This window comes from Undibacterium sp. GrIS 1.8, from assembly GCF_040544445.1.
Classification (GTDB): Bacteria; Pseudomonadota; Gammaproteobacteria; order Burkholderiales; family Burkholderiaceae_D; genus Undibacterium.
Window position 1 is genome coordinate 110,663 of record NZ_JBEONQ010000002.1, and the last position, 26,339, is coordinate 137,001.

22 protein-coding genes are annotated in these 26,339 nt (G+C 47.5%); 13 read left to right on the plus strand and 9 right to left on the minus strand.

What is annotated here, in order from left to right; genetic code table 11:
* The first annotated feature begins 39 nt into the window (after positions 1–39).
* A complete protein-coding gene (purB, locus tag AAKU64_RS01470; protein WP_354361108.1) occupies positions 40–1,467 on the plus strand; it encodes an adenylosuccinate lyase in 1,428 nt (475 codons plus the stop codon).
* A gap of 74 nt (positions 1,468–1,541) precedes the next feature.
* Here the strand turns inward: purB and AAKU64_RS01475 are convergent, their stop codons facing one another.
* Positions 1,542–2,735 (minus strand): sterol desaturase family protein, encoded by a 1,194-nt coding sequence (locus AAKU64_RS01475; protein WP_354361110.1) that lies wholly within the window; start codon positions 2,733–2,735, stop codon positions 1,542–1,544.
* A 275-nt stretch (positions 2,736–3,010) separates the two neighbouring features.
* On the opposite strand from AAKU64_RS01475, the gene AAKU64_RS01480 reads away from it, so the two are divergent.
* The 4 genes from AAKU64_RS01480 (at position 3,011) to AAKU64_RS01495 (ending at position 5,468) form a co-directional block, all read left to right on the plus strand.
* Positions 3,011–3,538, plus strand: a complete 528-nt coding sequence (locus tag AAKU64_RS01480) for a cytochrome b (protein ID WP_354329461.1) — start codon at positions 3,011–3,013, stop codon at positions 3,536–3,538.
* Positions 3,539–3,590: 52 nt separating this feature from the next.
* Positions 3,591–4,157 (plus strand): YceI family protein, encoded by a 567-nt coding sequence (locus tag AAKU64_RS01485; RefSeq protein WP_354361112.1) that lies wholly within the window; start codon positions 3,591–3,593, stop codon positions 4,155–4,157.
* A gap of 152 nt (positions 4,158–4,309) precedes the next feature.
* Positions 4,310–4,879 carry a YceI family protein gene (locus AAKU64_RS01490; RefSeq protein WP_354361114.1) on the plus strand — a complete coding sequence of 190 codons (570 nt, stop codon included), beginning with the start codon at positions 4,310–4,312 and terminating at the stop codon, positions 4,877–4,879.
* A gap of 109 nt (positions 4,880–4,988) precedes the next feature.
* Positions 4,989–5,468, plus strand: coding sequence for a MarR family winged helix-turn-helix transcriptional regulator (locus AAKU64_RS01495; protein WP_354361116.1), 480 nt, complete (start codon positions 4,989–4,991; stop codon positions 5,466–5,468).
* Between the two features lie 194 nt (positions 5,469–5,662).
* On the opposite strand, the gene AAKU64_RS01500 is transcribed toward AAKU64_RS01495, so the two are convergent.
* The 8 genes from AAKU64_RS01500 to queA all read right to left on the minus strand — a co-directional run bounded on the left by AAKU64_RS01500 (position 5,663) and on the right by queA (position 17,359).
* A complete protein-coding gene (locus AAKU64_RS01500) occupies positions 5,663–8,749 on the minus strand; it encodes an efflux RND transporter permease subunit (RefSeq protein WP_354361118.1) in 3,087 nt (1,028 codons plus the stop codon).
* Entirely contained in the window at positions 8,746–10,038 is a 1,293-nt protein-coding gene (locus AAKU64_RS01505) for an efflux RND transporter periplasmic adaptor subunit (RefSeq protein ID WP_354361120.1), read from the minus strand. Before AAKU64_RS01505 ends, AAKU64_RS01500 begins: the two co-directional genes overlap by 4 nt.
* A 271-nt stretch (positions 10,039–10,309) precedes the next feature.
* Positions 10,310–11,248: a protein translocase subunit SecF gene (gene secF / locus AAKU64_RS01510; RefSeq protein ID WP_354361122.1), complete on the minus strand. Its 939-nt coding sequence runs from the start codon at positions 11,246–11,248 to the stop codon at positions 10,310–10,312.
* A gap of 38 nt (positions 11,249–11,286) precedes the next feature.
* The gene (gene secD / locus AAKU64_RS01515) at positions 11,287–13,152 is read right to left on the minus strand and encodes a protein translocase subunit SecD (RefSeq protein ID WP_354361124.1); all 1,866 of its coding nucleotides are present in this window, start codon (positions 13,150–13,152) and stop codon (positions 11,287–11,289) included.
* Positions 13,153–13,336: 184 nt separating this feature from the next.
* Entirely contained in the window at positions 13,337–13,660 is a 324-nt protein-coding gene (gene yajC, locus AAKU64_RS01520; protein ID WP_354361126.1) for a preprotein translocase subunit YajC, read from the minus strand.
* Between the two features lie 454 nt (positions 13,661–14,114).
* Positions 14,115–15,020 carry a TraB/GumN family protein gene (locus AAKU64_RS01525; RefSeq protein WP_354361128.1) on the minus strand — a complete coding sequence of 302 codons (906 nt, stop codon included), beginning with the start codon at positions 15,018–15,020 and terminating at the stop codon, positions 14,115–14,117.
* Between the two features lie 69 nt (positions 15,021–15,089).
* The gene (gene tgt / locus AAKU64_RS01530; protein WP_354329480.1) at positions 15,090–16,223 is read right to left on the minus strand and encodes a tRNA guanosine(34) transglycosylase Tgt; all 1,134 of its coding nucleotides are present in this window, start codon (positions 16,221–16,223) and stop codon (positions 15,090–15,092) included.
* A gap of 98 nt (positions 16,224–16,321) precedes the next feature.
* Positions 16,322–17,359 carry a tRNA preQ1(34) S-adenosylmethionine ribosyltransferase-isomerase QueA gene (gene queA, locus AAKU64_RS01535; RefSeq protein WP_354361130.1) on the minus strand — a complete coding sequence of 346 codons (1,038 nt, stop codon included), beginning with the start codon at positions 17,357–17,359 and terminating at the stop codon, positions 16,322–16,324.
* Positions 17,360–17,735: 376 nt separating this feature from the next.
* Here queA and recG point away from each other — a divergent pair, with 376 nt between their 5' ends.
* From recG to AAKU64_RS01575, 8 genes are all read left to right on the plus strand, one after another.
* Positions 17,736–19,832 carry an ATP-dependent DNA helicase RecG gene (gene recG, locus AAKU64_RS01540; protein WP_354361132.1) on the plus strand — a complete coding sequence of 699 codons (2,097 nt, stop codon included), beginning with the start codon at positions 17,736–17,738 and terminating at the stop codon, positions 19,830–19,832.
* 94 nt (positions 19,833–19,926) lie between these two features.
* Complete coding sequence (locus AAKU64_RS01545) at positions 19,927–20,412, plus strand: GNAT family N-acetyltransferase (protein ID WP_354361134.1); 486 nt, start codon at positions 19,927–19,929, stop codon at positions 20,410–20,412.
* 150 nt (positions 20,413–20,562) lie between these two features.
* Positions 20,563–21,471, plus strand: coding sequence for an SDR family oxidoreductase (locus AAKU64_RS01550; protein ID WP_354361136.1), 909 nt, complete (start codon positions 20,563–20,565; stop codon positions 21,469–21,471).
* A 570-nt stretch (positions 21,472–22,041) separates the two neighbouring features.
* Complete coding sequence (locus AAKU64_RS01555; RefSeq protein WP_354361138.1) at positions 22,042–22,986, plus strand: hydrogen peroxide-inducible genes activator; 945 nt, start codon at positions 22,042–22,044, stop codon at positions 22,984–22,986.
* A 158-nt stretch (positions 22,987–23,144) separates the two neighbouring features.
* Positions 23,145–23,456: a quaternary ammonium compound efflux SMR transporter SugE gene (gene sugE, locus AAKU64_RS01560; RefSeq protein WP_354329494.1), complete on the plus strand. Its 312-nt coding sequence runs from the start codon at positions 23,145–23,147 to the stop codon at positions 23,454–23,456.
* 15 nt (positions 23,457–23,471) lie between these two features.
* The gene (locus AAKU64_RS01565; RefSeq protein WP_354361140.1) at positions 23,472–24,023 is read left to right on the plus strand and encodes a GNAT family N-acetyltransferase; all 552 of its coding nucleotides are present in this window, start codon (positions 23,472–23,474) and stop codon (positions 24,021–24,023) included.
* 186 nt (positions 24,024–24,209) lie between these two features.
* Complete coding sequence (locus tag AAKU64_RS01570; RefSeq protein ID WP_354361142.1) at positions 24,210–25,724, plus strand: S41 family peptidase; 1,515 nt, start codon at positions 24,210–24,212, stop codon at positions 25,722–25,724.
* Positions 25,721–26,149, plus strand: coding sequence for a hypothetical protein (locus tag AAKU64_RS01575; RefSeq protein ID WP_354361144.1), 429 nt, complete (start codon positions 25,721–25,723; stop codon positions 26,147–26,149). The genes AAKU64_RS01570 and AAKU64_RS01575 overlap by 4 nt, the downstream gene beginning before the upstream one ends.
* The last annotated feature ends 190 nt before the right edge of the window (positions 26,150–26,339 follow it).

The window sequence follows — 26,339 nt, forward strand, 5'->3', positions numbered from 1 at the left end:
TCGCTTTTTCACCTAATCCGTTACTTCAATCCCAAAATCATGTCTCTTTCCACACTCTCTGCCCTTTCCCCGCTTGATGGCCGTTATGCAAGCAAGGTCAATGCGCTACGCGCCACTTTGTCCGAATCGGGTTTCATGCATCATCGCGTCAAAGTTGAGGTGTCTTGGTTACAAGCTTTGTCACAAGCAGGCTTTGCAGAAATTAAACCATTTTCGACCGCAGCCAATACATTGTTGGAAAAAATCGTCAGCGATTTCTCTGAAGAAGATGCAGCACGTATCAAGGCGATTGAAGCAATTACCAATCATGACGTGAAAGCGGTGGAATATTGGCTGAAAGAATCGGTAGGACTGCCATTACCAGACAGCTACGGCCATCTGCCAGTACGCGCGCTGGCCATTGATGCGGCAATCACACAGGAATTGAAAGCGGCAGCAGAATTTATCCATTTTGCCTGTACTTCAGAAGATATCAACAATACCTCGCACGGTATGATGCTCAAGAGTGCGCGTGACGGCGTCATGCTACCGGCATTGCAAAATCTGATCACACGATTAACAGTGTTAGCACATACCAACGCCGACGTGCCGATGTTATCTCGCACCCACGGCCAATCTGCCAGCCCGACCACATTAGGCAAGGAAATGGCAAACGTCGTAGCCCGCTTGCAACGCGCTGCGCAACGTATCGCCCAGGTAGAAATCCTTGGCAAAATGAATGGCGCGGTCGGCAACTACAACGCACATTTATCAGCCTACCCCAAGCATGACTGGGAAAGTTTTTCAAAAAACGTAATTGAGCAACGCCTAGGTCTGGTTTATAACCCTTACACCATTCAGATCGAACCGCATGACTACATGGCAGAAATGTTTGATGCCTTTGCACGCGCAAATACGATTTTGTTAGATTTAAATCGTGATATCTGGGGCTATATTTCGGTTGGTTATTTCAAGCAAAAAACCAAGGCAGGTGAAATTGGCTCATCCACCATGCCGCACAAAGTCAATCCGATTGATTTTGAAAATTCCGAGGGTAACTTAGGGTTAGCGAATGCACTACTCAAACATTTATCCGAAAAACTCCCGGTCTCGCGCTGGCAGCGTGACTTGACGGATTCCACCGTCCTGCGCAACATCGGCGTGGCACTTGGTTACACCTTACTCGCTTACGATAGCTGCCTGCGTGGCTTAAACAAGCTAGAAACCAACCACGAGCGTTTAGCCAGCGATCTGGATGCAACATGGGAAGTTCTAGCAGAGCCAGTGCAAACGGTGATGCGTCGTTATGGCGTAGAAAATCCTTACGAGCAATTGAAGGAATTGACACGCGGCAAAGGGATTTCTAAAGACGCTTTGCGGGCATTTGTTACCGGTCTGGCGATTCCACAAGAAGCCAAAGATTTGCTGTTAGAAATGACACCAGCAAATTACATTGGTATTGCTGCGAAATTGGCGAAAGCGATTTAGAAAATTACGACAAACGGCAAAAAAATGGCGCATTTGCAAAAGCAATGCGCCATTTTTTCATTTAATTTCTAAAACTATTTTTGAGATTTAAACGGAAACATCAACTGCTTAACATAGCCATCTGGCATATAGTCACCTTGCACACCGTATTTCTCCGGGAAACCCTTCTGCCCCTTAATCGCGGTACCAAAAATATGATCTAAAAACGCATAGTGTGCTGCGTAATTTCGATCAATCGCCACATCATCTGATGAGTGATGCCAGTGATGGAAGTCTGGGGTCACGATCAGATATTTAATTGGCCCCCAAGGCAAATGCACGTTGGCATGATTGAACACCGCCTGAAACCCTACCACGATGATGTAAGCATCCATCACGGTCTTCTCAAAGCCAAGTACATACAGCGCACCCAAGACACCGACACGCGTCACAATCAGCTCCAGGATGTGCTGACGGGAACCAGCTAACCAATCCATGGTTTTGGCTGAATGATGCACTGCATGGAAGCGCCATAAAAATGGAATCTCATGATAGGCGCGATGCGTCCAATATTGCACAAAATCTGCAGCCAAAATACATAGTAATAGTTGCGGTATAAAGTAAATCGACTGAATAAATCCACGCACAGAATCATGCGCCATCCAGCCAAACAAGCGATGAATCGCAAAGTTAACGGTCAACAAAGCCAGGCCAACGATAAAGTGATTCATCGCAAAATGTACCATGTCGGTCTGCCACTCACGACGGAAAATCATCTGCCCTCTGTATAAAGGGAAAAGCTTTTCAATCGCCACAAAAATCACTGTCGATCCGAGCAAATCTAAGATAAACCAATCCAAGCCAATATACGGTGTGTGATCTGGGAAATCAGCGACAGGAACATGCGAGCCACCGAGCGCAACTGCGATCAAAACCAATATCCCGGCGACCGCATTCAGGCCGCGTCGCTGCTTGAACAAGACATTTAACAAACTAATGACACCAGAAATAATCAAACCCGCAAACAAAATATGCCGGATCAGATCGGGAGAATATTGACGCCGCAATTCTGGCGTCGTCAGATATTGAGGAAAATGGAAAGCGATCACTCCCAGCAAGCTTAAAAACGCAATGCTCAGCGCGATGACGCCGCTCGCCAACCCTGTGCCAGGTTTTAAAGGACCGCTTTGATGCAGCAAATCCGTTGTCTCATTCACTGCACCACTCAGATTACTAATAACGGCTCTGGCAGGATCTACGATTGCTTTTTCAAGTGTCTTTGGCTTCATCTTTAAATTTACGCGTAATTATTTAATTAACAATATAGCCGGAATGATAAATGACACGCGTAATTATTTAATTAACAATATAGCCGGAATGATAAATGACTTAAGAAGTAAGGAGGAGAAAAATTTATAGAAAAAAAGTGGTTTGCCGACTAATCTACTCAAGATAATTGAAGCGTTCTGCACGTTCCGGTTTTTTTTGATATATTAGCTCCAATTTAGTTCTAGTCCGAACTAATTTCCATTACCATAATTGCTTTTTTAAACAGGGAACAGAAATGCAACGCTATAGCCGTCCTAGCATTCTCTTACACTGGCTAGTCGCCATTTTGATCATCGCGGCTTTTATTTTGGGCAATGTGATGGCAGACATGTCGTTTAGTCCGACCAAATTAAAATATTTTTCGTGGCATAAATGGTTGGGTGTCACCATCTTAGGTCTAGTTGCAATACGTTTATTGACGCGCCTCTTTAGCACTGTGCCAGCTTACCCAGACAGCATGCCAGGCTGGCAAAAAAAATCGGCCAGCGCCTTGCATGGTCTGCTGTACATATTGATGTTTGCCATTCCGTTGTCGGGTTACTTCTACACATCCGCTGCGGGCTACCCTGTGGTGTATTTAGGTTTAATCCAACTTCCCACGATTATTGGCCCTAACCCTGAACTCAAACCGATTTTGAAAGATCTGCATGAGATTTTGACGAAGATTTTATTCGTCGTATTTTGCTTACACGTAGCTGCAGCGTTTAAACATTTGATCATTAACAAAGACGGTATTTTCCAGCGCATGCTACCTGGCAAATAATATTTAATTTATCTAAAAATTTAGCAAATAAACATATAGAGGTAACACTGCTATGAGTATTTCTTTTTCTAAAAAGACCAAAATAATTACCGCAAGTCTTTTGCTTGCCGCCAGCTTGCCCGCCTTGGCGGCGATTGCAAAACTCGACAATGCAAAGAGCAAAGTCACCATTGTATTTAAGCAAATGAATGTCCCGGTCGATGCGCAATTTAAAAAATTCTCGGCGGCGATCGATTACAACACGGCAAAACCAGAAGCCTCTACCGCTACGGTCGATATTGATGTTGCCAGCTTTGATTTGGGTGATCCGCAGTACAACGCAGAAGTGCTTAAAAAAGAATGGTTTAACACCGCGCAATTTCCTAAAGCGGGTTTTGTCTCCACCAGTATGAAGGCTGGTGCCAATGGCGTGCTCAACGTCAGCGGCAAGCTCACCATCAAAGGCAAAACAACCGACATCAGCTTCCCTCTGACGGTAAAAAAAGAAGGTGCTAATCAAGTGTTTGATGGCAGTCTGCCGATCAAACGCCTCACCTACAATATTGGTGAAGGCGAATGGAAAGATACCGGCATGGTTGCCGATGAAGTAGTCATTAAGTTTCACGTAGTAACGCAATAAAATTGCGAAATTCTTATTGTATTGATCGTTAATATTGACAATTAATATTGACCACTAAGTTTGTCATTTCGCTTAGTATTTTTTAGAACAAGTTTTACGTTTTACGCAGTCTTATTACTCCCAAACCAGTATTTTTATTTAAGGACATCACCATGAAATTAAGCCAACTTGTCGCCGCAGCCTTAGTCGTTTGTGCCGCTCCCGCATTTGCAGATACCTACACGATCGATCCAAACCATACCTACCCAAGCTTTGAAGCAGACCATTTCGGCGGTCTGTCAGTATGGCGCGGCAAATTTGACAAATCCAGCGGCAAAATCACTCTGGATAAAGCAGCAAAAACAGGCGCAGTTGACATCACGATCGACACGACATCCATCGATTTCGGTCATGAGAAAATGAATGGTCATGCCAAATCAGCAGAGATGTTTAATGTAGAAAAATTCCCTACAGCGACATACAAAGGTACTGCTGTTAAATTCAACGGCGATACACCAGTCTCTGTACAAGGTGAATTTACATTGATGGGCGTAACTAAGCCACTGACTTTGACGATCAATAAGTTCAAATGCATCATGCATCCTATGTTGAAAAAAGAAGTCTGCGGTGCTGATGCATCAGCAGAATTCAAGCGTACTGATTTCGGTCTGAACTATGGTATCGCTTATGGCTTCGCACCAGAAGTTAAATTGTCGATCCAGGTTGAAGCAGTCAAAGACTAATTAGGTCAAAAAAATCAGATTGAATTTAAAAGAATTTGATCTGATGCCTTTGCTTTAATGTGGTCAGGCTGTATTGCCTGACCATATCTCACCTCAAAAATTTGCCACCATGGGAAAACGTTATCTACGCAGCATACGATTACTCGCTGAGTGTATGCAGGCGTTTGAACAGATATCTACCCACTACGTACGTCAATTCGGATTAACGCATTCTCAGTTCGACATCATTGCCACCCTCGGCAATACCCCTGGAATGTGCTGCAAGAGTCTCGCTACCAAAACTCTGATTACTAAAGGCACGTTAACGGGTGTGCTGGATCGCCTTGAGAAAAAGGGATTGGTCATACGTGAGCGTGGAGATCAGGACCGGCGTCAATTATTTGTCAAATTGAGCCCGGCGGGAGAAGCCGTATTTGAGGAAGTATTTCCCCAAATGGTGGAGAACGGAGCGCGGAGTTTTGCTGCTTACAGCGACCAGGATTTCGTGATGCTAGAGGCGGAACTACGGAAGTTTAAAGCCAGCTTGCATGCCGGTTTGAGTGACCTGCCCATCCCCCAAGATTGCTCATTGAGCGATCAGGTCAAATAATATACTCCCCAATAGTATAATTTATTGTCCATAGAATCATTGGGAAATAAGGCATATTTCTTAAAAATGAGGGGGAGTATTTTCCTTACACCTTATTTCCGTCAAAAAAACCGGTGACTACTATGTATTTTTTGTGCTGAATTGTGCTGAAAACCCATCCCAAAATCACCAATTTTTTTCGACTGTGCAACGGCTCAAATATGATCGCCAACAATCGGCCCAGTACCGCTAAACCGATCCAAGGCCAGATAAATCACAGGCGTGATGAATAAGGTAATCGCTTGCGAAAAAATCAAACCGCCGACTACCGCCAAGCCCAAAGGTTGACGTAATTCCGCACCGGCACCCAAGCCCAATGCAATCGGCAATGCGCCAACCAGCGCGGCCAAGGTGGTCATCATAATCGGGCGGAAACGCTGTACGCAGGCTTCACGAATCGCTTCTGGCGGCGTCATACCATGATGGCGTTGCGCGTCCAGCGCGAAGTCAATCATCATAATCGCGTTCTTTTTTACGATACCAATCAGCAGCAAAATACCGATCATCGCAATCAGCGTCAGATCTTGTCCAAACAACTGCAGCGTCAATAGCGCACCGACGGCAGCAGATGGCAAGCCAGCGAGAATTGTCAGCGGATGGATATAGCTTTCGTACAACACGCCCAGCAAGACATAGATCACCAATAGCGCGGCGACGATCAATACGACCTGCCCTGATTGCGAATTTTTGAATACCGCAGCATCACCGCCGTAGGTGGCAATAATGGATGCGGGTAATTTGATTTCATCACGGTATTGCTCAATTTTTTTCGTGGCAACACCCAGAGCGGCGCCAGGTGCAAGATTGAAAGAAATCGTCACCGCTTGCAACTGTCCGGCATGGTTAATTGAGGTCGGACCAACCGAACGCTTGATCGTCGCAAAACTCGATAAAGGCACCAGACCGCCGCCACTACTACGAATGTAGATGCCGTCTAAAGCACTCTCATCTTTTTTCTGATCCGGGGCAAACTCCATGATGACCTGATAGCTATCCACGCTGGTGTACATGGTCGATACCTGGCGCTCACCAAATGCACTATATAAACCGGAGCGGACGCTGTCCATATTCACACCCAGCGCATTGGCCCGGTCTCTATCTATCTTGAGTTCTGCCTGCAAACCCTTGAGTTGCGAATCGGTTGTGACATCCTTAAAAACAGGATCACCACGCAATTTGTCCTGCAACTTAATGGACCAGTCGCTCAACTCCCCGGCAGTAACGCTTTGCAAAATATATTGGTACTGGCTCTTACTTTGACGCCCGCCCAGTTGCAAATTTTGTGTAGGCCGCAAGAAGGTAGCAATACCTGCGACTTCACTTAACTTGCGGCGCAAACCTTCCACCACGAGCTTCATCGGTTTGCGCTGATCACGCGGTTTTAAGTTGACGAACATACGCCCGGTATTCTGCGAGCCACTACCACCATTAAACGATGCCACCGTCAGCACATTGGGGTCATCTCGTATAATTTTTGCGGCTCGGCCCTGCAATATCACCATCGCTGGAAAAGACGTATCCTCCGCGGCCTCGGTTTGCACGCTGATCTGTCCGATATCTTCTTCCGGGAAAAAACCTTTAGGGATCGTCGCAAACAAATACGCGGTTCCGGCAAAGGTAACTAAGGCAACCACCAGCACCAGGCCGCGATGACGCAAAGCCACATCCAAAGCACGCGAGTATGCGTTCAGAGAAGAGTTAAAGCCGTTTTCAAATACATGCAGCAAAGCGCCGATCAGTTTTGGCGGCTCTTTCATGTCATGTTCGCTTTTCAGAAAACGACTAGCCAGCATCGGCACCAGCGTTAACGAGACAAACGCAGAAGCGACGATTGCCAGCGATACGATGACCGCAAACTCGTGGAACAACTGACCAATCACGCCCGGCATAAAAAAGATAGGAATGAAGACCGCAATCAGTGAAGTTGAAATCGAGATAATCGTAAAACCGACTTCCCGCGATCCTTTCAATGCGGCTTTAAAGGGTTCTTCACCCGCCTCCACATGGCGCATGATGTTTTCCAACATCACAATCGCATCATCCACTACCAGCCCAACAGCCAGGGTCAGCCCCAACAGAGAAATATTGTCCAGCGTATAGCCAAAACCCCACAGCAAACTGATTGCACCAACCAAAGAAACAGGCAAAGACAGGGTCGGAATAATCGTCGCGACTAAACGACGTAAGAACAAGAAAATCACGATCACGACCAAAAAAATCGTGAGTATCAAAGTCAGATTGACATCATGCAATGCGTCGCGGATAGAGACCGAGCGATCATTCACTTGATTGATTTTGACTGAGGCTGGTAACTGCGCCTGAAAACCCGGCAACGCGGCTTTAATTGAATCAACTACTTTGACGGTGTTGGCATCGGTCTGACGCTGAATCGCTAAAGTGATGGAGCTTTCACCATTAAAATTAGCCGATGATTTAAAGGTTTCGTAACTGTCTTCAATCTTGGCGACATCATGCAAACGAACGACTTGCCCGCCTTTATTGCTGACGATCAGATTAGAAAAATCTGCTGCGCTTTGTAACTGGCGGTTAGCTAACAAGGTTAAGGTTTGTTTATCGCCGTCCAAAGTGCCGACGGGCGTGTTGGCGTTTGCCGCCTTGATACTGGCAGATAACTCATCCAGCGAAATATTCCGTGCAGCCAGTGCATCAGGCATCACCCTGACCCGTACTGCGTAACGCTTGATACCAAAAATATTCACTTGCGCCACGCCATCCAGCGTGGACAAGCTGGGAGAAATCAAATGCTCGGCATAGTTGGTTAACTCCGACAAACTCAGCGAAGGCGAAGTTAATGCCAAAATCAAAATCGGTGCATCGGCAGGATTGACTTTGCGGTAAGAGGGCAGCGTCGTCATTTCTACCGGTAATGAGCGTTGGGCGCGCAACAAGGCAGCTTGCACGTCTACCGAGGCGGCGTCAATGTTCCGATTTTGATCAAACTCTAAAGTCAGTGAGGTCGTGCCTAAAGTGTTGCTGGAACTGATGACAGACAAACCGGGGATGGTGGCAAATTGTTTTTCTAGTGGCAGCGCAACCGAGGTCGCCATGGTTTCTGGACTAGCACCGGGCAAGACTGCATTGACGCTAATCACTGGCGTGTCATAACTCGGCAAAGCGGCAATCGGAATAAACCGATATGCCAAAACACCCGCAACAACGATAGACAAGTTCAGCAATACCGTCATCACAGGACGGCGGATAAATAACTCCGACAAATTCATGATGCGCTCGCTGCTTGAGAAGCGGATTTTTCTGACTTGGCGTCTAACTTAGTTTCAGACTTAGTGTCTGACTTAGTGTCTGACTTAGTGTCTGACTTAGTGTCTGACTTCGTATCCATTTTAGGATTAGTCGTTTTGCTATCCGCTACACGCTCACGTATCAGATTGCCGGGACGCAGATTTTGTTTGCCATCCAAGACTACTTTAGCGCCGACTTCGATTCCAGTGACGACAGCATCCAGGGCTTCGGAGTACACCACTTTAACCGGGCGCAAGCTCACTTTATTATCAATATCAACCACATAGACCGCGCTGCCTTGCGCATTATTGACTACGGCATCGATCGGTATCACGATAGCGTCTTTAATCGTACGCACACTCAATCCGATATCCGCATAAGCGCCTGGCCACAACTTTAAATCACGGTTGTCAAACACGGCTTTGGCTTTAATCGTGCCGGATAAAGCATCTACTACGTTATCCACAAACTGCAAACGACCACGGTATTTTTCCGGGTGATCTGGCAATTGGGCAGTGACTGCATTCGGATTTTTCTGATCGTCTTTTTGATTCATCGCATCCAGTGCGTCCTGCAAATTTCTTTGTGGCAGCGGGAAGCTAATTGTGATCGGGTCCATCTGGGTAATCGTTACCAGTGCAGGTACCGTGGTGGTAGCTTGTACTAAGGAACCTGGATAGACACTGATCACGCCCGTACGCCCTGCGGCTGGGGCAACAATACGATCATAGGTCAGCGCTACTTTGGCCGCATTCACCGCGGCACGATCAGAAGCAATTACCGCAGCTTGTGCGTCTACTTGAGTCTGACTGGTATCGACCACACTTTGCGACACGAATTTTTTATCGAGTAAATCTTTGCTACGCGCCAGTTGTCGCTGATTGTCAGCCTGAGTTGCAAGGTCTTTATCCAGTTGCGCCTGCGCCTTTGCCAGATTGACTTCATCAGCACGGCTATCCAGAGTAAATAGCAAGTCGCCTGCTTTGACAAACTGCCCTTCCTTAATATGCACTTTGGTAACGGTACTGGTAATTTGAGGACGAATATCGACGGTGCTTAGCGCCGTAACAACGCCGTTGGCAGAGAGCTGCACTGGGTAATCACGCTTGATCGCCAGGGTGGTCGAGACACTGATAGGACGATTATTATCGGCACCTGCTTTGCTGGCTTTGTCACCTGCATCGGTTTTAGCGGCACTCCATTTGTAGTAGCCACCGGTAGCCAAACCAGCAACAACTAACACTGCAACGATCGTCTTTAATTTACTCATACTCTTTTACCTGGTGGGTAGGACAAAGCCAATAAAATTTAGCAGCTTGTTGATTGATTAATTAATTAGTCTATGGGTCTAGTGGGTTCGTACATTCAGTACATTTAGTGCAAAATTGCTTTCATCAATTCATCAGCGTTTACTATTTTTATCACATGAAAAATTGAACCAATTTGACCAGATTTTAAAGATGGTAATGCTATCAAAGAAAAAGCCAGCTCAAGAGCTGGCTTTACTATTTAATACTTTTCGTTACAAGCAACGCGGTTCATCACACTACTGCGCCGTCTGTGTCGTCTTTCTCTTTGATCGGCTTAATCAAGTCTTCACGTTTGACCCCCAGCCACATCGCAATCGCCGCTGCAACAAACACCGAAGAGTAAATACCGAAGCAAATACCAATCGTTAATGCAATGGCAAAATAGTGCAACGTCGTACCACCGATGAAGAGCATGGACAACACCATCATTTGCGTACAGCCGTGAGTAATAATGGTACGGGAGATCGTGCTTGTAATCGCATTGTCAATCACTTCTGTCACCGACATCTTGCGTTGCTTACGGAAGTTCTCACGAATACGATCAAAAATAACCACTGATTCATTCACCGAATAACCCAACACCGCCAACACCGCCGCCAAGACAGAGAGATTAAATTCCCATTGGAAGAAGGCAAAGAAGCCCAAAATAATCACCACGTCATGCAAGTTGGCGACAATCGCCGCGACCGCAAATTTCCATTCAAAACGAATCGCCAGATACGCGACTACGCCCAAAATAACAAATAGCAAAGCCATCAAACCATCATGCGTCAACTCATCACCGACCTGCGCGCCGACTAACTCAACTCGTTGCAACTTGACGTCAGCGTCATGCGCTTTTAAAGCACCAAATACCTTATCTGTTTGCTGAGCTAAAGTTTCATTCTTTGGCAAAGGCAAACGAACTACGATCGTTTGTGCCTGACCAAAAGTCTGAACAGGTGCATCCAGATAACCAGTGCTGTCAACGGTCTTACGGATTTCATCAACATTGGCGGCCTTGGAATACATCACCTCCATGACGGTACCGCCAGTAAATTCAACTGAAAAATTCAAGCTTTTATGCAGCAAGAAAAATACGGCTGCGACAAAGGTCAAAGCAGAAATGACATTGAATATCAGCGCATTACGCATGAAAGGAATGTCTTTTTTAATACGGAATAATTCCATGATAAATCCCTAAATTCTTATTATTTCGGCGGTATTGATTAGTCTGCAGGTTTCCAAATCTGTCCGATCGCAAGAGAAGTTAATTTCTTCTTACGTCCGTACCACAGATTGACCACACCACGCGAAACAAACACGGCTGAGAACATCGACGTTGCAATCCCCAGACAATGCACAATCGCAAACGCTTTAATCGGACCCGATCCAAAAATCAGCAGGGCCAAACCAACTATTAACGTCGTCACATTGGAATCCAGAATCGTCGCCCAAGCACGATCAAAACCAATCGAGATCGCAGCTTGAGGTGTATTACCAGCACGCAGCTCTTCACGGATACGCTCGTTAATCAAGACGTTGGCGTCAATCGCCATACCCAGTGCCAGCGCAATCGCCGCCATACCTGGCAACGTTAATGTGGCCTGTAACAAGGAGAGTATCGCCACCAGCAATAACAAGTTGAATGACAAGGCCATCACACTGAATACACCAAACAGCATGTAGTAAGCGATCATGAAAACGGCAATCGCGATAAAACCATACAGCGTGGAGTTAAAACCCTTTTGGATATTATCTGCACCTAATTGCGGACCTATCGTGCTTTCCTCAATAAAGTCCATCGGCGCAGCCAGAGAACCGGCACGCAACAACAAAGCTAGATCGCTTGAAGCGGCGGTAGAACCCATGCCGGTAATATTGAAACGGGAACCCAACTCTTCTTGAATTGTTGCTACCGTCAACAACTCACCCTTCTCTTTTTCAAAGAGAACGATGGCCATTTTTTTACCGATCTTACCGCGAGTACCTTCGCGCATTTTGCGACCACCGTCACCACTGAGATCAATACTGACGGAGGGTTGCTGATGCTGATCAAAACTGGCAGAAGCGCCAGAAATATAATCACCGGTAATCACGGAATCTTTGTACAAAATTGCTGGCGCACCACGACCGACTTTAAACAGTTCGGAACCAAAAGGCACAGGAGTGTTTTCATCGACAAGACCAATCACGCTCTCGTCCACCAGACGGACTTGCAAGAAAGCTTGACGACCAATGATTTCTTTCGCGCGAGCTACATCTTGTACGCCAGGTAATTCAATCACAATACGGTCAACACCTTGTTGTTGAATAATTGGTTCTGCAACGCCCAACTCATTAACTCGTTTGGATAAAGCGATAATATTTTGCTTAACACCTTCGGCAATCATTGCCTTCATCGCCTCTGGCTTATAGGTGATCTGCAAACTCAGATCAGTAGTATCAACACTCTTTGAGTCAACAAGTAAGATATCTTTTACCTCACTAGTCAACACGTTTCTGGCTTTCGTCATTGTGTCAGCATCACGGAATTTAATCGTGATTTGGTCGCCGTCGCGGGATATCCCTGAGTGGCGAACCTCTTTATCACGCAAGGTGACACGAATCGTTGATTGCAATCCTTGAATACGGTTATTTAGTAAGCTTTTGGTATCGACCTGCATCAAAAAATGCACCCCTCCTTGCAAATCGAGCCCTAATGACATCGGCAATGCATGTAAACTTTGCAGCCATTTTGGCGTGTCATTCAACAAATTGAAGCTAACACTGTATAGCGCGTCTGTAGCATCAGGATTTAAGGCTTTTTCTAATACAGGCTTCGCTTTGAACTGGATATCAGTATCCTTAAAACGAGCAAATACGGAGCCTTGGGTACCATTATTTTGATAAGAAAGATTAGTTGCGACAATGCCTTGCGCTTTCAACGCCTGCTCAACGCGACCCAGCATATCGCTTTCAACCTTGACAGTTGCGCGGGCGCTATTGATTTGAATTGCCGGGGACTTGCCAAAAAAATTTGGGACTGTGTACAACGCGCCAAATACCAGCGCGACGATGATCAGAAGATATTTCCAGAGAGGATAGCGATTCATATCGGTTCAGATTAAATTAAATACTGGGCTGAATGTGCAACGCAGCCACAAAATTAAAGGCTGCGTTGAATCGGTCAGGACTTACACAAAATTGATCCAGCAAGGCGTAGCGACGAAGACAGTACGTTTGTACGGCTAGGAGTTACAACGCGTCTGGGGCGGTTTTGCGTGAGTCATGACGGTATCAGATCGCTTTGATCGTGCCTTTAGGCAACAACATAGTGATAGCCACTTTTTGCACAACAATTTCAGTGCCGTTAGCGATTTCTATCGTGACATAAGCCTCAGTGACTTTAACCACTTTGCCTAACACACCGCCAGCTGTGACCACTTCATCATTTTTCGCCAAAGCGTCCATCATCGATTTTTGTTCTTTTTGACGCTTCATTTGCGGACGTATCATCAAAAAATACAGCACCACAAACATCAAAATGATGGGCAGGAAACTCATCAAATCACCGCCACCACTAAAAATGGAAGATTGCGCATAAGCATTGGAAATAAACACGTTAAGACTCCAGTAAGATTTTAATAATTATCTGCAAGACAATAAAATTGGAAATGAATCAGCATAAGCGTCTCAAATGGTGCCAAAACCACCAAATAAAAGAGCACACCTAAAGAGCTCGCCATCAATCACAAAGCGCCACATTCTAGCATTGGAGCAGCGGCTTACCGTGATTTAGTCGCTTGATGTTGGGGATTAAAGTCGGGGTTGAGCTTAAATAGCAGCAAATAAATCTAGGCACTGATAAACGTTCTGCTCAATCAGCAGCGAATAATTCAGATACAGGCAATTATTCTTGAACTTACGCTACAAAATAATAAACATACTCCCATTGTGTATATTTAAGACGTCCATATAATCATTGGACGATAAGGCATATTTCTAAAAATAAATGGGGAGTATATTAAACGATTAACGAAATCAGAGCGAACCATCACGCATTGAACTGACTGAATTATTGCAACCGGCGTATCTGCAAACCCCGTTGTTGCAATAAATCCAAAATGCTGTTCTTACCCACCATATGACCAGCGCCGACGACGATCAATACTGGCTTATTGCCGTTGATAAGCTTAATCACTTTGTCGCTCATACCAATATTGCGATCATCCAGCAATCGCTTCATGAGCTTGGCAGTGCTGGCGTCTTTATCGGCGGATGACTGCATGATTTTTTCTAAGGCAGGCAGGTCACCACTTTTCCAGGCGGCCACCATTGCTTCGGAATCCTTCATCGCGTCGCCATCTTTCATACTCGCAATCGTATAGGACAACATTTCATCGCCCTCAGCATCGCTGAAGTCAGTCAATACTTTCATTTGAAAAGCCAGTGTCTCCAGTTGGTAGACAGACTTACCGTCCGCTTTGGCTCGCTTTAAAAAATGCAAATCAATCCCTGCATCTGGGGTGTAGCCGGTGCTTGTCATCATGCCGATCATTAAGCCAGTTGCAACGATGCCCGGCTTAAGTTGTTGCATCTGTTCTGCCGCCGGACCAAAGCTAGTAGATAACTGTGCCCAGGTCTGCGCAGACAAATGTTTTTCCAGCTTGTCTGGAGCGACATACATGGTTAAAGGCATGACTTTTTTGAGCGCAGCCATGTCGGTGACATCGGTTTCCACCGCAAGTATTTTTGCATTTTTATACGCCGTCTCGACTGCTGGCGACATGGGATAGAAATCGGGCTTGGCCAGATGGATGGAACCAAATAAATATCCCGTCTTGGTGCCTGACTTTATCTCCCATAGAAAGCCCTTAGTTTTCTCGGCACCCTCAGCAACGCTGCTATTGGTATCAGCATAGGCGCTATTCGAAAAGGCAAGACAAGCGAGGCCAAGAGCAATCCAATGTTTGAACGTCATACGTCTGTTTTTTAAAAAATGAAGAGATAAGTTATCGGAACGCACTAATCCTAAATTGATAGAATTGACTTAAACCCCGCGTGCCCGGTCTGCATGGAACTGCGCAACAAACTCTGGAAAACGCTCGTCATCAAGTGACTGGCGAATACCCTTCATCAGTTCCAAGTAGTAATGCAAATTATGGATAGTATTGAGACGGGCACCCAGGATTTCACCTGTGCGATGCAGGTGATGCAAATAAGCGCGGGAGAAGTTTTTACAGGCATAGCAAGAACAGGTTTCGTCCAGCGGTGCTTTCTCTTCTTTATAGCGGGCGTTCTTGATTTTGATGTCACCATAGCGGGTAAAAATCCAACCATTACGTGCATTGCGGGTTGGCATAACGCAGTCGAACATATCAATACCGTTTGCCACGCCAGCGACCAGATCTTCTGGTGTGCCGACGCCCATCAAGTAATGCGGTTTGTTCTCTGGCAAGCGCGGCCCTACGTGCGCCAAGACTCTCAACATATCTTCTTTTGGCTCGCCAACGGATAGGCCACCGATGGCAATACCATCAAAATTAAATTCATTTAGAGCCGCCAAAGACTCGTCGCGCAGATGCTCAAACATGCCGCCCTGCACGATACCGAACAGCGCATTAGGATTTTCACCCTGATCGAATTCGTTCTTGGAACGCTGCGCCCAACGCAAGGACATGCGCATGGACTTGGCGGCTTCTTCTACTGTCGCAGGGCGGCCATCGATTTCATACGGTGTGCATTCATCAAACTGCATCACGATATCGGAATTGAGTGCGCGTTGAATTTGCATCGAGATTTCTGGCGATAAAAATAAGCGTTCGCCGCTGATCGGTGAGGCAAACTTCACGCCCTCTTCCGTGATCTTGCGCATAGCGCCAAGCGAGAAGACCTGAAAGCCGCCGGAGTCAGTCAAAATCGGTTTATCCCAACCCATAAAATCATGCAAACCGCCAAACTTATTGACAACGCTCAGGCCAGGACGCAGCCATAAATGGAAGGTATTACCCAAAATAATATGGGCATCGATTTCTTTCAATTCCAACGGCGACATCGCCTTGACCGAACCGTAAGTACCCACCGGCATAAAAATCGGTGTTTCGATCACTCCGTGGTTGACAGTCACACGGCCACGACGGGCGGCGGTGGTTTTGTCTTTTTTAATTAATTGGAATTCGAGCATAAGGATTTACCGACCTGTATATAAAATAATTGTAAGGTGCGCCGTGCGCACCGGAGACCTGGGTGTAATTTAGATGCCGCTATGTGTAAAGTATCTTATTACTGATCAGAGGTATTAGTCAGCAACATCGCATCACCATAACTAAAAAACCGATACTCGTTGGCAATCGCATGAGCGTAGGTGGCACGAATACGATCATAGCCTGCAAATGCAGATACCAGCATCAGCAAGGTTGATTTAGGTAAATGGAAATTGGTGATAAGCCTGTCTACTGTTTTGAACACATACCCAGGAGTGATAAACAAGTTGGTGTCGTCGCTACCAGCCAACAAAGTGCCCGTTTGCGAAGCGGACTCCAATGCACGCATGCTGGTGGTACCCACTGCGACGACAGCTTTACCCGCCGCTTTAGTAGTGCATATTGCATCAACCGTCGCTTGCGGCACGGTGTACCACTCACTATGCATTGCGTGGTTGGCTAGCACCTCGGTACGTACTGGCTGAAAAGTCCCGGCGCCGACGTGCAAAGTCACATACGCAAAGTTAATACCTTTGGCGCTGCCCGCATCTAGTAAGGCCTGATCAAAATGCAAGCCGGCGGTAGGCGCGGCCACTGCGCCAGGCACACGCGAATACACCGTTTGGTAACGGTGCTCATCAAAATCATCGGCTTCATGATTGATATAGGGCGGCAACGGCAAACGACCGTAGTGCTCAATCAGCTCGAACACATCACCCGGAAAATGTAAGGTGAAAAATTCTCCAGCACGTTCACCGACGACGACATCAAAAGCGTCTGCTAAGCGAATTTTGCTACCTGCGTGCGGTGATTTTGAAGCCCGAAGTTGTACATGAACGATATGCTCGTCGGCCGTATTGCTAACAACGCGTTCAACCAGCATCTCGACCTTGCCACCCGTTTCTTTCACGCCGTGGAAGCGCGCTTTTAGCACGCGGGTATCGTTAAACACCAGCAAATCACCCGCCGACAATTGATCAACGATGTCAGCAAAATGGCGATCCACCAATACGTCACCATCAACATGCAACAAGCGCGAGGCAGAACGATTCGGCAAGGCTGTCTGCGCGATCAGGTTTTCTGGCAAATCAAAATCAAAATCACTTAAAGAGTACATGGAGAAATGGTGCTTCTAAAAAATTAATAATAAAATGAAATCAGGATGTCCAATGATTCTGCGGCTTCTGGCATGGTATTGGCCTGCGAGACTGAGAATCATTGGACATCCCAATTGGCAGGAATAGCACGCACCGACTAGGTCTTTCATTGAAAAAGAGATTAAGAGACTCTCTTTTAGAAATTGAAGACATTCTAGCTAACGATACCAGCAACAATACAAGCCACTTAGTAGGCAACTTAGTAGACCACTTAATAAGCGAAATAGTGCGCCTAAAAAAAAGCTGCTAGACACTGTATAAAAAAACAGTAGAATGGCGCCAGACAACTTGTGATCTAAGCCCAACCGCCAACTGCAAAACCGAGCATTTTACCCTATGCCCTCTGCCCCAATAATAAAAGCAGCGAAAGTAGCTAAGCAGCCCAAACAAGCTTCGCCAGAAAAAACGCCTGCTAACAAGCTGGAGGACAAGTTCGCCAGGCTGGGTCTGCGGTCTGAGATGGATTTTGTGCTGCATTTGCCCATGCGCTATGAGGATGAAACCGAAGTCACCGCCATGCGTGACGCGGGTTTCCGGGGTGGCAGTATGGTGCAGGTGGAAGGCTTAGTCACCGCCTGTGATGTGCAATACCGGCCAAGACGGCAACTGGTTGTGACCATCGCCGATGACACATCGCAAGTGGTGCTGCGCTTTTTAAATTTTTACGGTAGCCAGATCTCACAAATGGCGGTCGGTATGCGGATTCGGGCACGTGGCGAATTACGGCATGGATTTTTTGGTGCCGAGATGGTACATCCCGCCTACAAAATGGTGAATGAAGGCGCCCCCTTACCAACGGCGTTGACACCGGTGTATCCGGCAGGTGAAGGCGTATCGCAAACCATGCTGCGCAAACGGATCGCGACGGCTTTATCCAAGGTGGAATGGCAAGATACCCTTGCACCCGTAGTGTTGAAGGAATTGTATTTAGAGAGCTTTGAAAGCTCGGTACGTCTGCTACACAATCCACCGCCCGATGTCGACCAGCACAGCCTGACCGAGCGCGAGCATCCCGCCTGGCAGCGTATGAAGTTTGATGAACTGTTGGCGCAGCAACTCTCGCTGAAACGCGCCCAGTTGGCACGCCGCGCTAAAGGAGCAACGGTACTGCCTACCGTGGGTGAATTATGTAACGCCTTCGTGATGACCTTACCCTTTACATTGACTGCGGCACAAGAGCGCGTACTGGCAGAAATTCGCTCCGACTTAAAACAAGCTTATCCCATGCAACGTTTGTTGCAAGGTGATGTTGGTAGCGGTAAAACCATCGTCGCCGCGCTCGCAGCAGCACAAGCGATTGACAGCGGTTATCAAGCCGCCTTGATGGCGCCGACTGAGATTTTAGCAGACCAACATTTCAGAAAAATCGCCGCCTGGCTAGAACCGCTGGGCGTCAAAACTGCCTGGCTCACCGGCAGCCTGAAAAAGAAAGATAAAGAAAAAGCGCAAGCCCTGATCGCTTCTGGCGAGGCACAATTAGTGATCGGCACGCATGCGCTGATTCAGGATGCGGTGCAGTTTTCTAAACTGGGATTAGTGATTGTCGATGAGCAGCACCGCTTTGGCGTGGCACAGCGACTGACCCTGCGCAACAAAGGCGAGGCAGGCAGAGTCCCGCACCAATTGATGATGTCGGCCACGCCGATCCCGCGTACGCTGGCGATGACTTACTATGCCGATTTAGAAGTATCAGTGATTGATGAATTACCGCCCGGACGCACTCCTATCGTCACCCGCGTCGTAGACCAAAACCGTCGTGACGAAGTGATAGAAAGGGTGCATGCTGCGGCACAAGACGGCAAACAGGTTTACTGGGTTTGTCCCCTGATTGAAGAATCAGAAACCTTGCAATTACAAACTGCAACCGACACCCACGCGATGCTCAGCGCAGCACTGCCTGATTTGCGCGTAGGTCTGGTGCATGGGCGACTGAAGCAACTAGAAAAGCAATCCGTAATGGATGCCTTCACCCGCAACGAGGTGCAGGTGCTGGTCGCGACAACGGTGATTGAAGTCGGTGTCGATGTCCCGAATGCCAGCCTGATGGTGATTGAACATGCTGAACGTTTTGGGCTATCGCAATTACACCAGTTGCGCGGTCGGGTTGGGCGCGGCGCTGCCGCCAGTGTTTGCCTGCTGCTGTATCTTGGCCCGCTGGGTGGTACAGCCAAACAACGATTAATGACCATGCGCGAAAGTACCGATGGCTTTGAAATCGCCCGTAAGGATTTAGAATTACGCGGCCCTGGCGAATTTCTCGGTGCCAGGCAGTCGGGCGAAGCCATGCTACGTTTTGCCAACCTAGAGACGGATCAATGGCTGGTCGATAAAGCGCGTGAACTAGCGATCCAATTGCTTGCGAACGACTTGCCTACAGTCGAAGCGCATTTGCAGCGCTGGCTGGGATACAAGGAAGAATTTTTACGGGTATAAAGCTGACCTGTTCTGCCGCGATCATTCTCAGTCACACCCCAAAGGCGCAAGTCCTCAACAACATCATTCAATCATCATCAAAAAGACAAAGACTATGCTCACAATTATTAATGCCGATCTGAATAATCCACAGCACGCTGGTGACCTCGTCATGTTACTCAACAGCTATGCCCTAGATCCCATGGGTGGCGGCGAACCTCTATCTGTATATACTCAGAATAACCTCATCCAAGAATTACAAAAACGGAGTACGATCCGAGCGATTCTGGCCTATGTTGATAATCAACCAGCAGGCTTTAGTATCTGCATTGAGGGTTTCTCCACGTTCGCCTGCAAGCCTCTGCTCAATATTCATGACATCGCTGTGTTGCCGGATTATCGAGGTATGGGGATTGCCAAAAAATTACTCGCCCATATTGAAGACATTGCCAAAGAACTGCACTGCTGCAAAATCACACTCGAGGTATTAGAAGGCAACCATCTGGCAAAAGGTATTTATCAGAACGTCGGCTTCGCTGGTTATGAACTTGATCCCGCTATGGGTGGTGCCATCATGATGCAGAAAAAATTGGCGAAGTGAACTCGAGGATGGGCAATCATCCGCTGTTTTTCTCTTTTGCGTCAGTCTTATATATGTCAGTCTTATATATTAAGGCTGTAAATTAAAATAGAATAGTCGTACTTTTTTAAAGTTCTGTATTTTTATACCCTTATTCTTAAAGGCAAAACAATGACGATCGATTTTAAAGGCCGCGTGGCTATCGTAACTGGTGCAGGTGGTGGACTCGGACGTGAGCATGCGTTGGCGCTGGCCAAACGTGGCGCTAAAGTAGTCGTCAACGATTTAGGCGGCGCGCGTGATGGCTCTGGCGGATCGTCTGCTGCGGCTTTAGCCGTGGTGGAAGAAATCACTAAGGCTGGTGGCGAAGCGATTGCCAATGGCGCGTCCGTCACGGACTTTGTCGCCGTGCAAGCGATGGTCAAACAGGCGATGGACACCTGGGGTCGGGTCGACATCCTGATCAATAACGCAGGGATCTTGCGCGATAAGAGTTTTGCCAAAATGGAGCTGGACGATTTTAAACTGGTGATGGATGTGCATCTGATGGGAGCAGTCAACTGCTGCAAAGCGGTTTGGCCGATCATGACCGAACAGAAATATGGTCGTATCGTGATGACCACATCCTCCTCAGGTTTGTACGGCAATTTTGGACAATCCAACTACAGCGCCGCCAAACTGGCACTGGTTGGTTTGATGCAAACCCTGTCGCTGGAAGGTGCGAAAAACGACATCCGAGTAAATAGTCTGGCACCAACTGCAGCGACCCGCATGACAGAAAGCCTGTTCCCTGAAGCCATGCTGCAAGCGCTGCAACCGTCTGATGTTGTGCCGGCGATGCTAGTATTGGCAGCCGAAAACGCACCAACGCGCACGATTTTATGTGCCGGTGCTGGCAGCTTTGAAGCAGCCCATATCACCATGACACAAGGTGCCTGGATCGGTCGCGGCGACGACGCCCCAGAACGTCTGGCGGCACAACTGGCCGATATCAAAAATCGTGATGGCGAGATCGTACCGGAAAGTGGTACGGCGCAAGGACACCATGAACTAACGCGAGCCATGAGTAAAATGGCATAGCAGATCTAAAAATGTCCAACGATGGAAAAGTGCTGCGTGATTGATGCAAGACTCAAGGCTGCACTTTTCTGTCGATACCGCCGCATCGCTTGCAAATACACACCAAAACCACAGATTTTTTTGCCTTTTACACAAGTCGAAAAAATTTATACTCCCTATCTGTATGGTAGATTAATGCCTAATTGTCCAATAAAAATATAGACAATTAAAAATACTCCCCTCATTTCCATCTTTTCATCGACAACAAAGATAAGCACTTGCTGACGCTGGCAAAAGTCTGTGCCACACTGGGGTCTACTAGCAACTAAATTGGGAGATGCGTTCAGCCCAAAGCGCAGGATGGCAAGGCGCATCTCTTGCTGAGGCTGGAGCCTCAGCAAGAGATGCAACGCGGTTCATCGTGCGCTTTGGACTGAACCCTTCGGGAATGGCCTAAACGGGTACATGGCGTTGTTGCAAATCGCTTATAGTGCTTGCACTATTGCTCTCTTTGCGCCTAGCCCTGTACCCGTTTAGACTCATTCGCACTCCCGACTTAGTTGCTAATAGATTGCTAATAGACCCCGCGCCATGACACTCACAGAATTAAAATACATCGTCGCAGTTGCCCGTCAAAAGCACTTTGGTCATGCTGCCGAAGCCTGCTTTGTTGCGCAGCCGACCTTGTCAGTTGCCATCAAAAAACTCGAAGAAGAGCTGGGCGTTACCATTTTTGAGCGTGGTGGTACCGAGGTTTCTACCACGCCACTGGGCGCACAAATCGTGGCACAAGCTGAACGGGTGTTAGAACAAACTGCCGCCATTAAAGAAATCGCGAAACAAAACAAAGATCCTTTGGCGGGTCCTTTCCGTCTTGGTGTGATTTACACAGTGGGCCCTTACTTGTTGCCAACTCTGGTCAAAACGATGATCAAGCAAGTACCGCAAATGCCGTTGGTGCTGCAAGAAAATTTCACTGTCAAATTGATGGAGTTGTTACGCCAGGGTGAACTGGATGCCGCCATCATGGCATTGCCCTTGCCAGATCAAGGCATGATGGTGCAAGCCCTGTATGACGAACCATTTGTGGTCGCGACACCACGTGATCACATCTGGGCGGATCGCACTGAAGTCTCCACTGCAGAACTTAAATCCGAAACGATGCTGTTGCTAGGCAACGGTCATTGCTTCCGCGATCAAGTGCTGGAAGTCTGTCCTGAAATGTCGCGATTCTCTACCGCTGGCGATGGAATTGCCCGTAGTTTTGAAGGCTCCTCGCTAGAAACGATACGTCATATGGTCGCCTCTGGCATTGGCATCACTGTCTTGCCGATGGCCTCGGTACCTGATCTGGAAACCAAAGATGGCATGCTGCGCTATCTGCCATTTAGCGATCCGGTTCCCGAGCGACGCGTTGTCATTGCATGGCGCAAAAGCTTTACCCGTCAAGCGGCAATTGAAGCGATTCGCCAAGCGGTATTGGCCTGCGACTTGCCAGGTGTCAGGATGCTGGACGAAGCCGCCAGCGCGCAATAAAATCTGGCGTATTTGCCTGATTTTTCGTTGATTGTTTTGTCGTCTTCCCTTGATTAACTGCGATTTTATAAGTCTGACGTTGTAATTCTGACGTTCACAACGTCGCCACCAGTACAGCAGCACCATTAAAATCCCAATACATTAATCACACACTACCTATGGCATGGTTCATTTTATTCGTCGCTGGTTTACTCGAAGTTGTATGGGCTATCGGCCTCAAATACACTGATAATTTTTCACGCCTGTGGCCTTCGGTCGGCACCGTAACCGCCATGGCTGCCAGCGTCTGGCTGCTTTCTCTGGCAATGAAAACGCTGCCAGTAGGCACTGCTTATGCGGTCTGGACCGGCATCGGTGCAGTCGGTACTGTCATCATGGGCATTATTTTATTTGGCGACGCTGCGACGGTAACCCGACTAATGTGCATGGGGTTGATCGTAGCGGGAATCGCCGGACTCAAATTTTTATAAGTCTTGGCTCTGATAATGCTCACCACCGCTATCACAACAACCCGGCTGCAACTGCGCGTTCTGAATCCCGAAGATGCGCCGCTGTTACAAACCTACCTGCTCAAAAATAGAACACATCTGGCCCCTTGGGAGCCGGCACGTGACGACAGTTTTTTTGAACTGGAACAATGTCAGCAACGCTTATTCAGTAGTTGCTTAAATATCGAAACAGGTCAGTCATTGGCGCTGGCCGTTTTTTTAAAAAACTCCTCGCAAATCATCGGCACCTGTAACTTCAGTAATATCGTCCGTGGCATTTTTCAGGCATGTCATCTGGGCTATGCCATCGATGCAGAGTCAGAAGGGCAAGGCTACATGATGGAAGCCGTGCAAGCAGGCATTCAGCATATGTTTCAGCAGCAAGGCTTACACCGGATTATGGCAAATCATGTGCCGGAAAACATCCGCAGTGCCAGCCTCCTGAAGAGACTCGGTTTTGAGCAGGAAGGCGTGGCCAAATCCTACCTAAAAATCAATGGTGTCTGGCGCGATCATGTGCTCAACTCTTTGGTCAATCTGGCTGACTGAGACACCTCAGTATACGAAATGGCCGCAAATCAGGATAGCTATCAGCGAAGTATAAATATTTGTAACCGGGATGTTTTTCTACCGCAGAATCGGGCAAGATATTATCTGAATTGTCTGGTGAGCTTTTGTCATCAGCGTTAATCTGATATTATCCCCGTCCATCCTTTTATCTTGACCTGATATTTTATGCTGATGAAATCACGCTATTTATTTGCACTCACTATCGCTGTAACTTCAATGTTATCCGCCTGCGGTGGTGGTGGTGGCTCAGCTACGACTGCGGCAGTTGCCGCAACGGGTACGACAACGCTGGTCGCATCGAGCACTGTTCAGAATCTGTGCCAATCGCCGCGGACCGGTTTAGATCCACTCAACGGCAACACGCCCTACCCCGACAAACAAGGAACGCTCGCCAACGAAAAAACCTGGTTGCGTTCTTGGATTGATGAAACTTATCTTTGGTATAAAGAAGTACCAACGACGCTCAATCCAGATAATTACAGTTCAGCGATTGCTTATTTTAATGATCTTAAAACCAATGCAATTACCGCTTCCGGCAAACCCAAAGATCAGTTCCATTTTACCTATACGTCCGCGGAATGGGATGCGCTATCCCAGCAGAGCGTAGAACTGGGTTATGGCATCAATTGGGCAACCAGTCCTAGCGGTACTAAGCCACGCAAATGGGTTATTACTTATGTAGAGTCAGGCTCACCGTCGGCCAATGCGGGCTTGCGTCGTGGCGATCAATTATTCTCTGTTGACAATGTCGATTTTTTGAACAGCTCAGACAGTGCCAGCGTGGCCGCATTAAACGCTGGCTTATTCCCGGCAACCGCGGGTGAAACACATCAATTCGTGGTCAGCCGCGCCGCTAGCAATATCAGTGTCACCCTTGCGGCAAGCAATGTTACGACCACGCCCGTTCAGAATGTTAAAACCATCGCCACCGCGACTGGCAATGTTGGCTATCTGACCTTCAACAGCCATAATGCCGTATCAGAATTGCAGTTGATCAATGCAATCAATCAACTTAAGTCTGCGGGCATCACCGACCTGGTGCTGGACTTGCGCTATAACGGCGGCGGCTACTTAAACATCGCCAGTGAACTGGCTTATATGATTGCAGGCCCGACCGCCACCGCGGGTAAAACCTTTGAGCAAACTCAATTTAACGATAAATACTTGCCTGGGACACCAACACCGTTTTATTCCACTACGCAGGGATTTTCGGCCACATCGGGACAAGCTTTGCCGTATCTGGGTCTGAAAAAAGTCAGCGTATTGACCACAGCCGGGACCTGTTCCGCCAGCGAATCGGTAATCAACAGTCTGCAAGGGATTGATATTGAAGTAGATGTCATCGGTGCACAAACTTGCGGCAAGCCTTACGGTTTTTACCCGACACCGAATTGCGGCACAACTTATTTTGCGATTCAATTTAAAGGGGTAAATAACAAAGGCTTTGGTGACTACGCTGACGGCATCCCGCCGACTTGCAGCGTTGCCGATGATTTCACCCATGCCATCGGCGATCCAGCAGAAGGGCAACTAGCAGCCGCCTTAAGCTACCGCAACAACCGTGTCTGCCCTGCCGCCAGCAGCGGCGTTCAATTGCCGGGACAAGCTCTGTCTAGTCCAATGCTATTAGTCCGTCCGATATCGAAAGAAATCGCGATCTACACCACAGGCAAAAAATGAAAAGCAGCCGCCACAATTTCCGTTTGTTAAACAAATTCAGTTGTGGCTTGCTGGTAGGCGTATCGTTGGTGGCGTGCCAGGCCATCAACGCCTCTGCCGAGGTGCCGGCTCATCTAACATCAGCGGCTGCAGCACAAACTAGCGTGCAGCAGCAGTTGCGACAAATGGTAGCAAGCTCCTTAAACGTGGATATCTCTGTAGTCAATTTAGCAGACGACACCTTGATCAACAGCAGCCAGTTTGTTTTCGCACGCACTCCGCGTTATGAGTCGTCAGGCCAATTGATGCAAGGCCGCGTAGTCGAACCCGTCAATGTATTTAAGCTGGTATTGCGTGATCAGCAATGCTGGCTGGACTATCAGGGAACAGTACAACATCCAGCAAAAAAAATACGCCTGGCCGAAGCGCAATGCAAGCCAGAGTAGAGGCAAAGACAAGTGATTAAATAGATGAAATAATATACTCCCTGCAAGTATATTTCACACGTCCAATTAATTATTGGACATTAAGGCATATTCCTTATATTTCCATTGGGAGTATGCGATATTGTCTTGTATGACGAATTTTTATTTAACAATACCTCGAACAAATTAAACCCATTCGATTACGCGATAC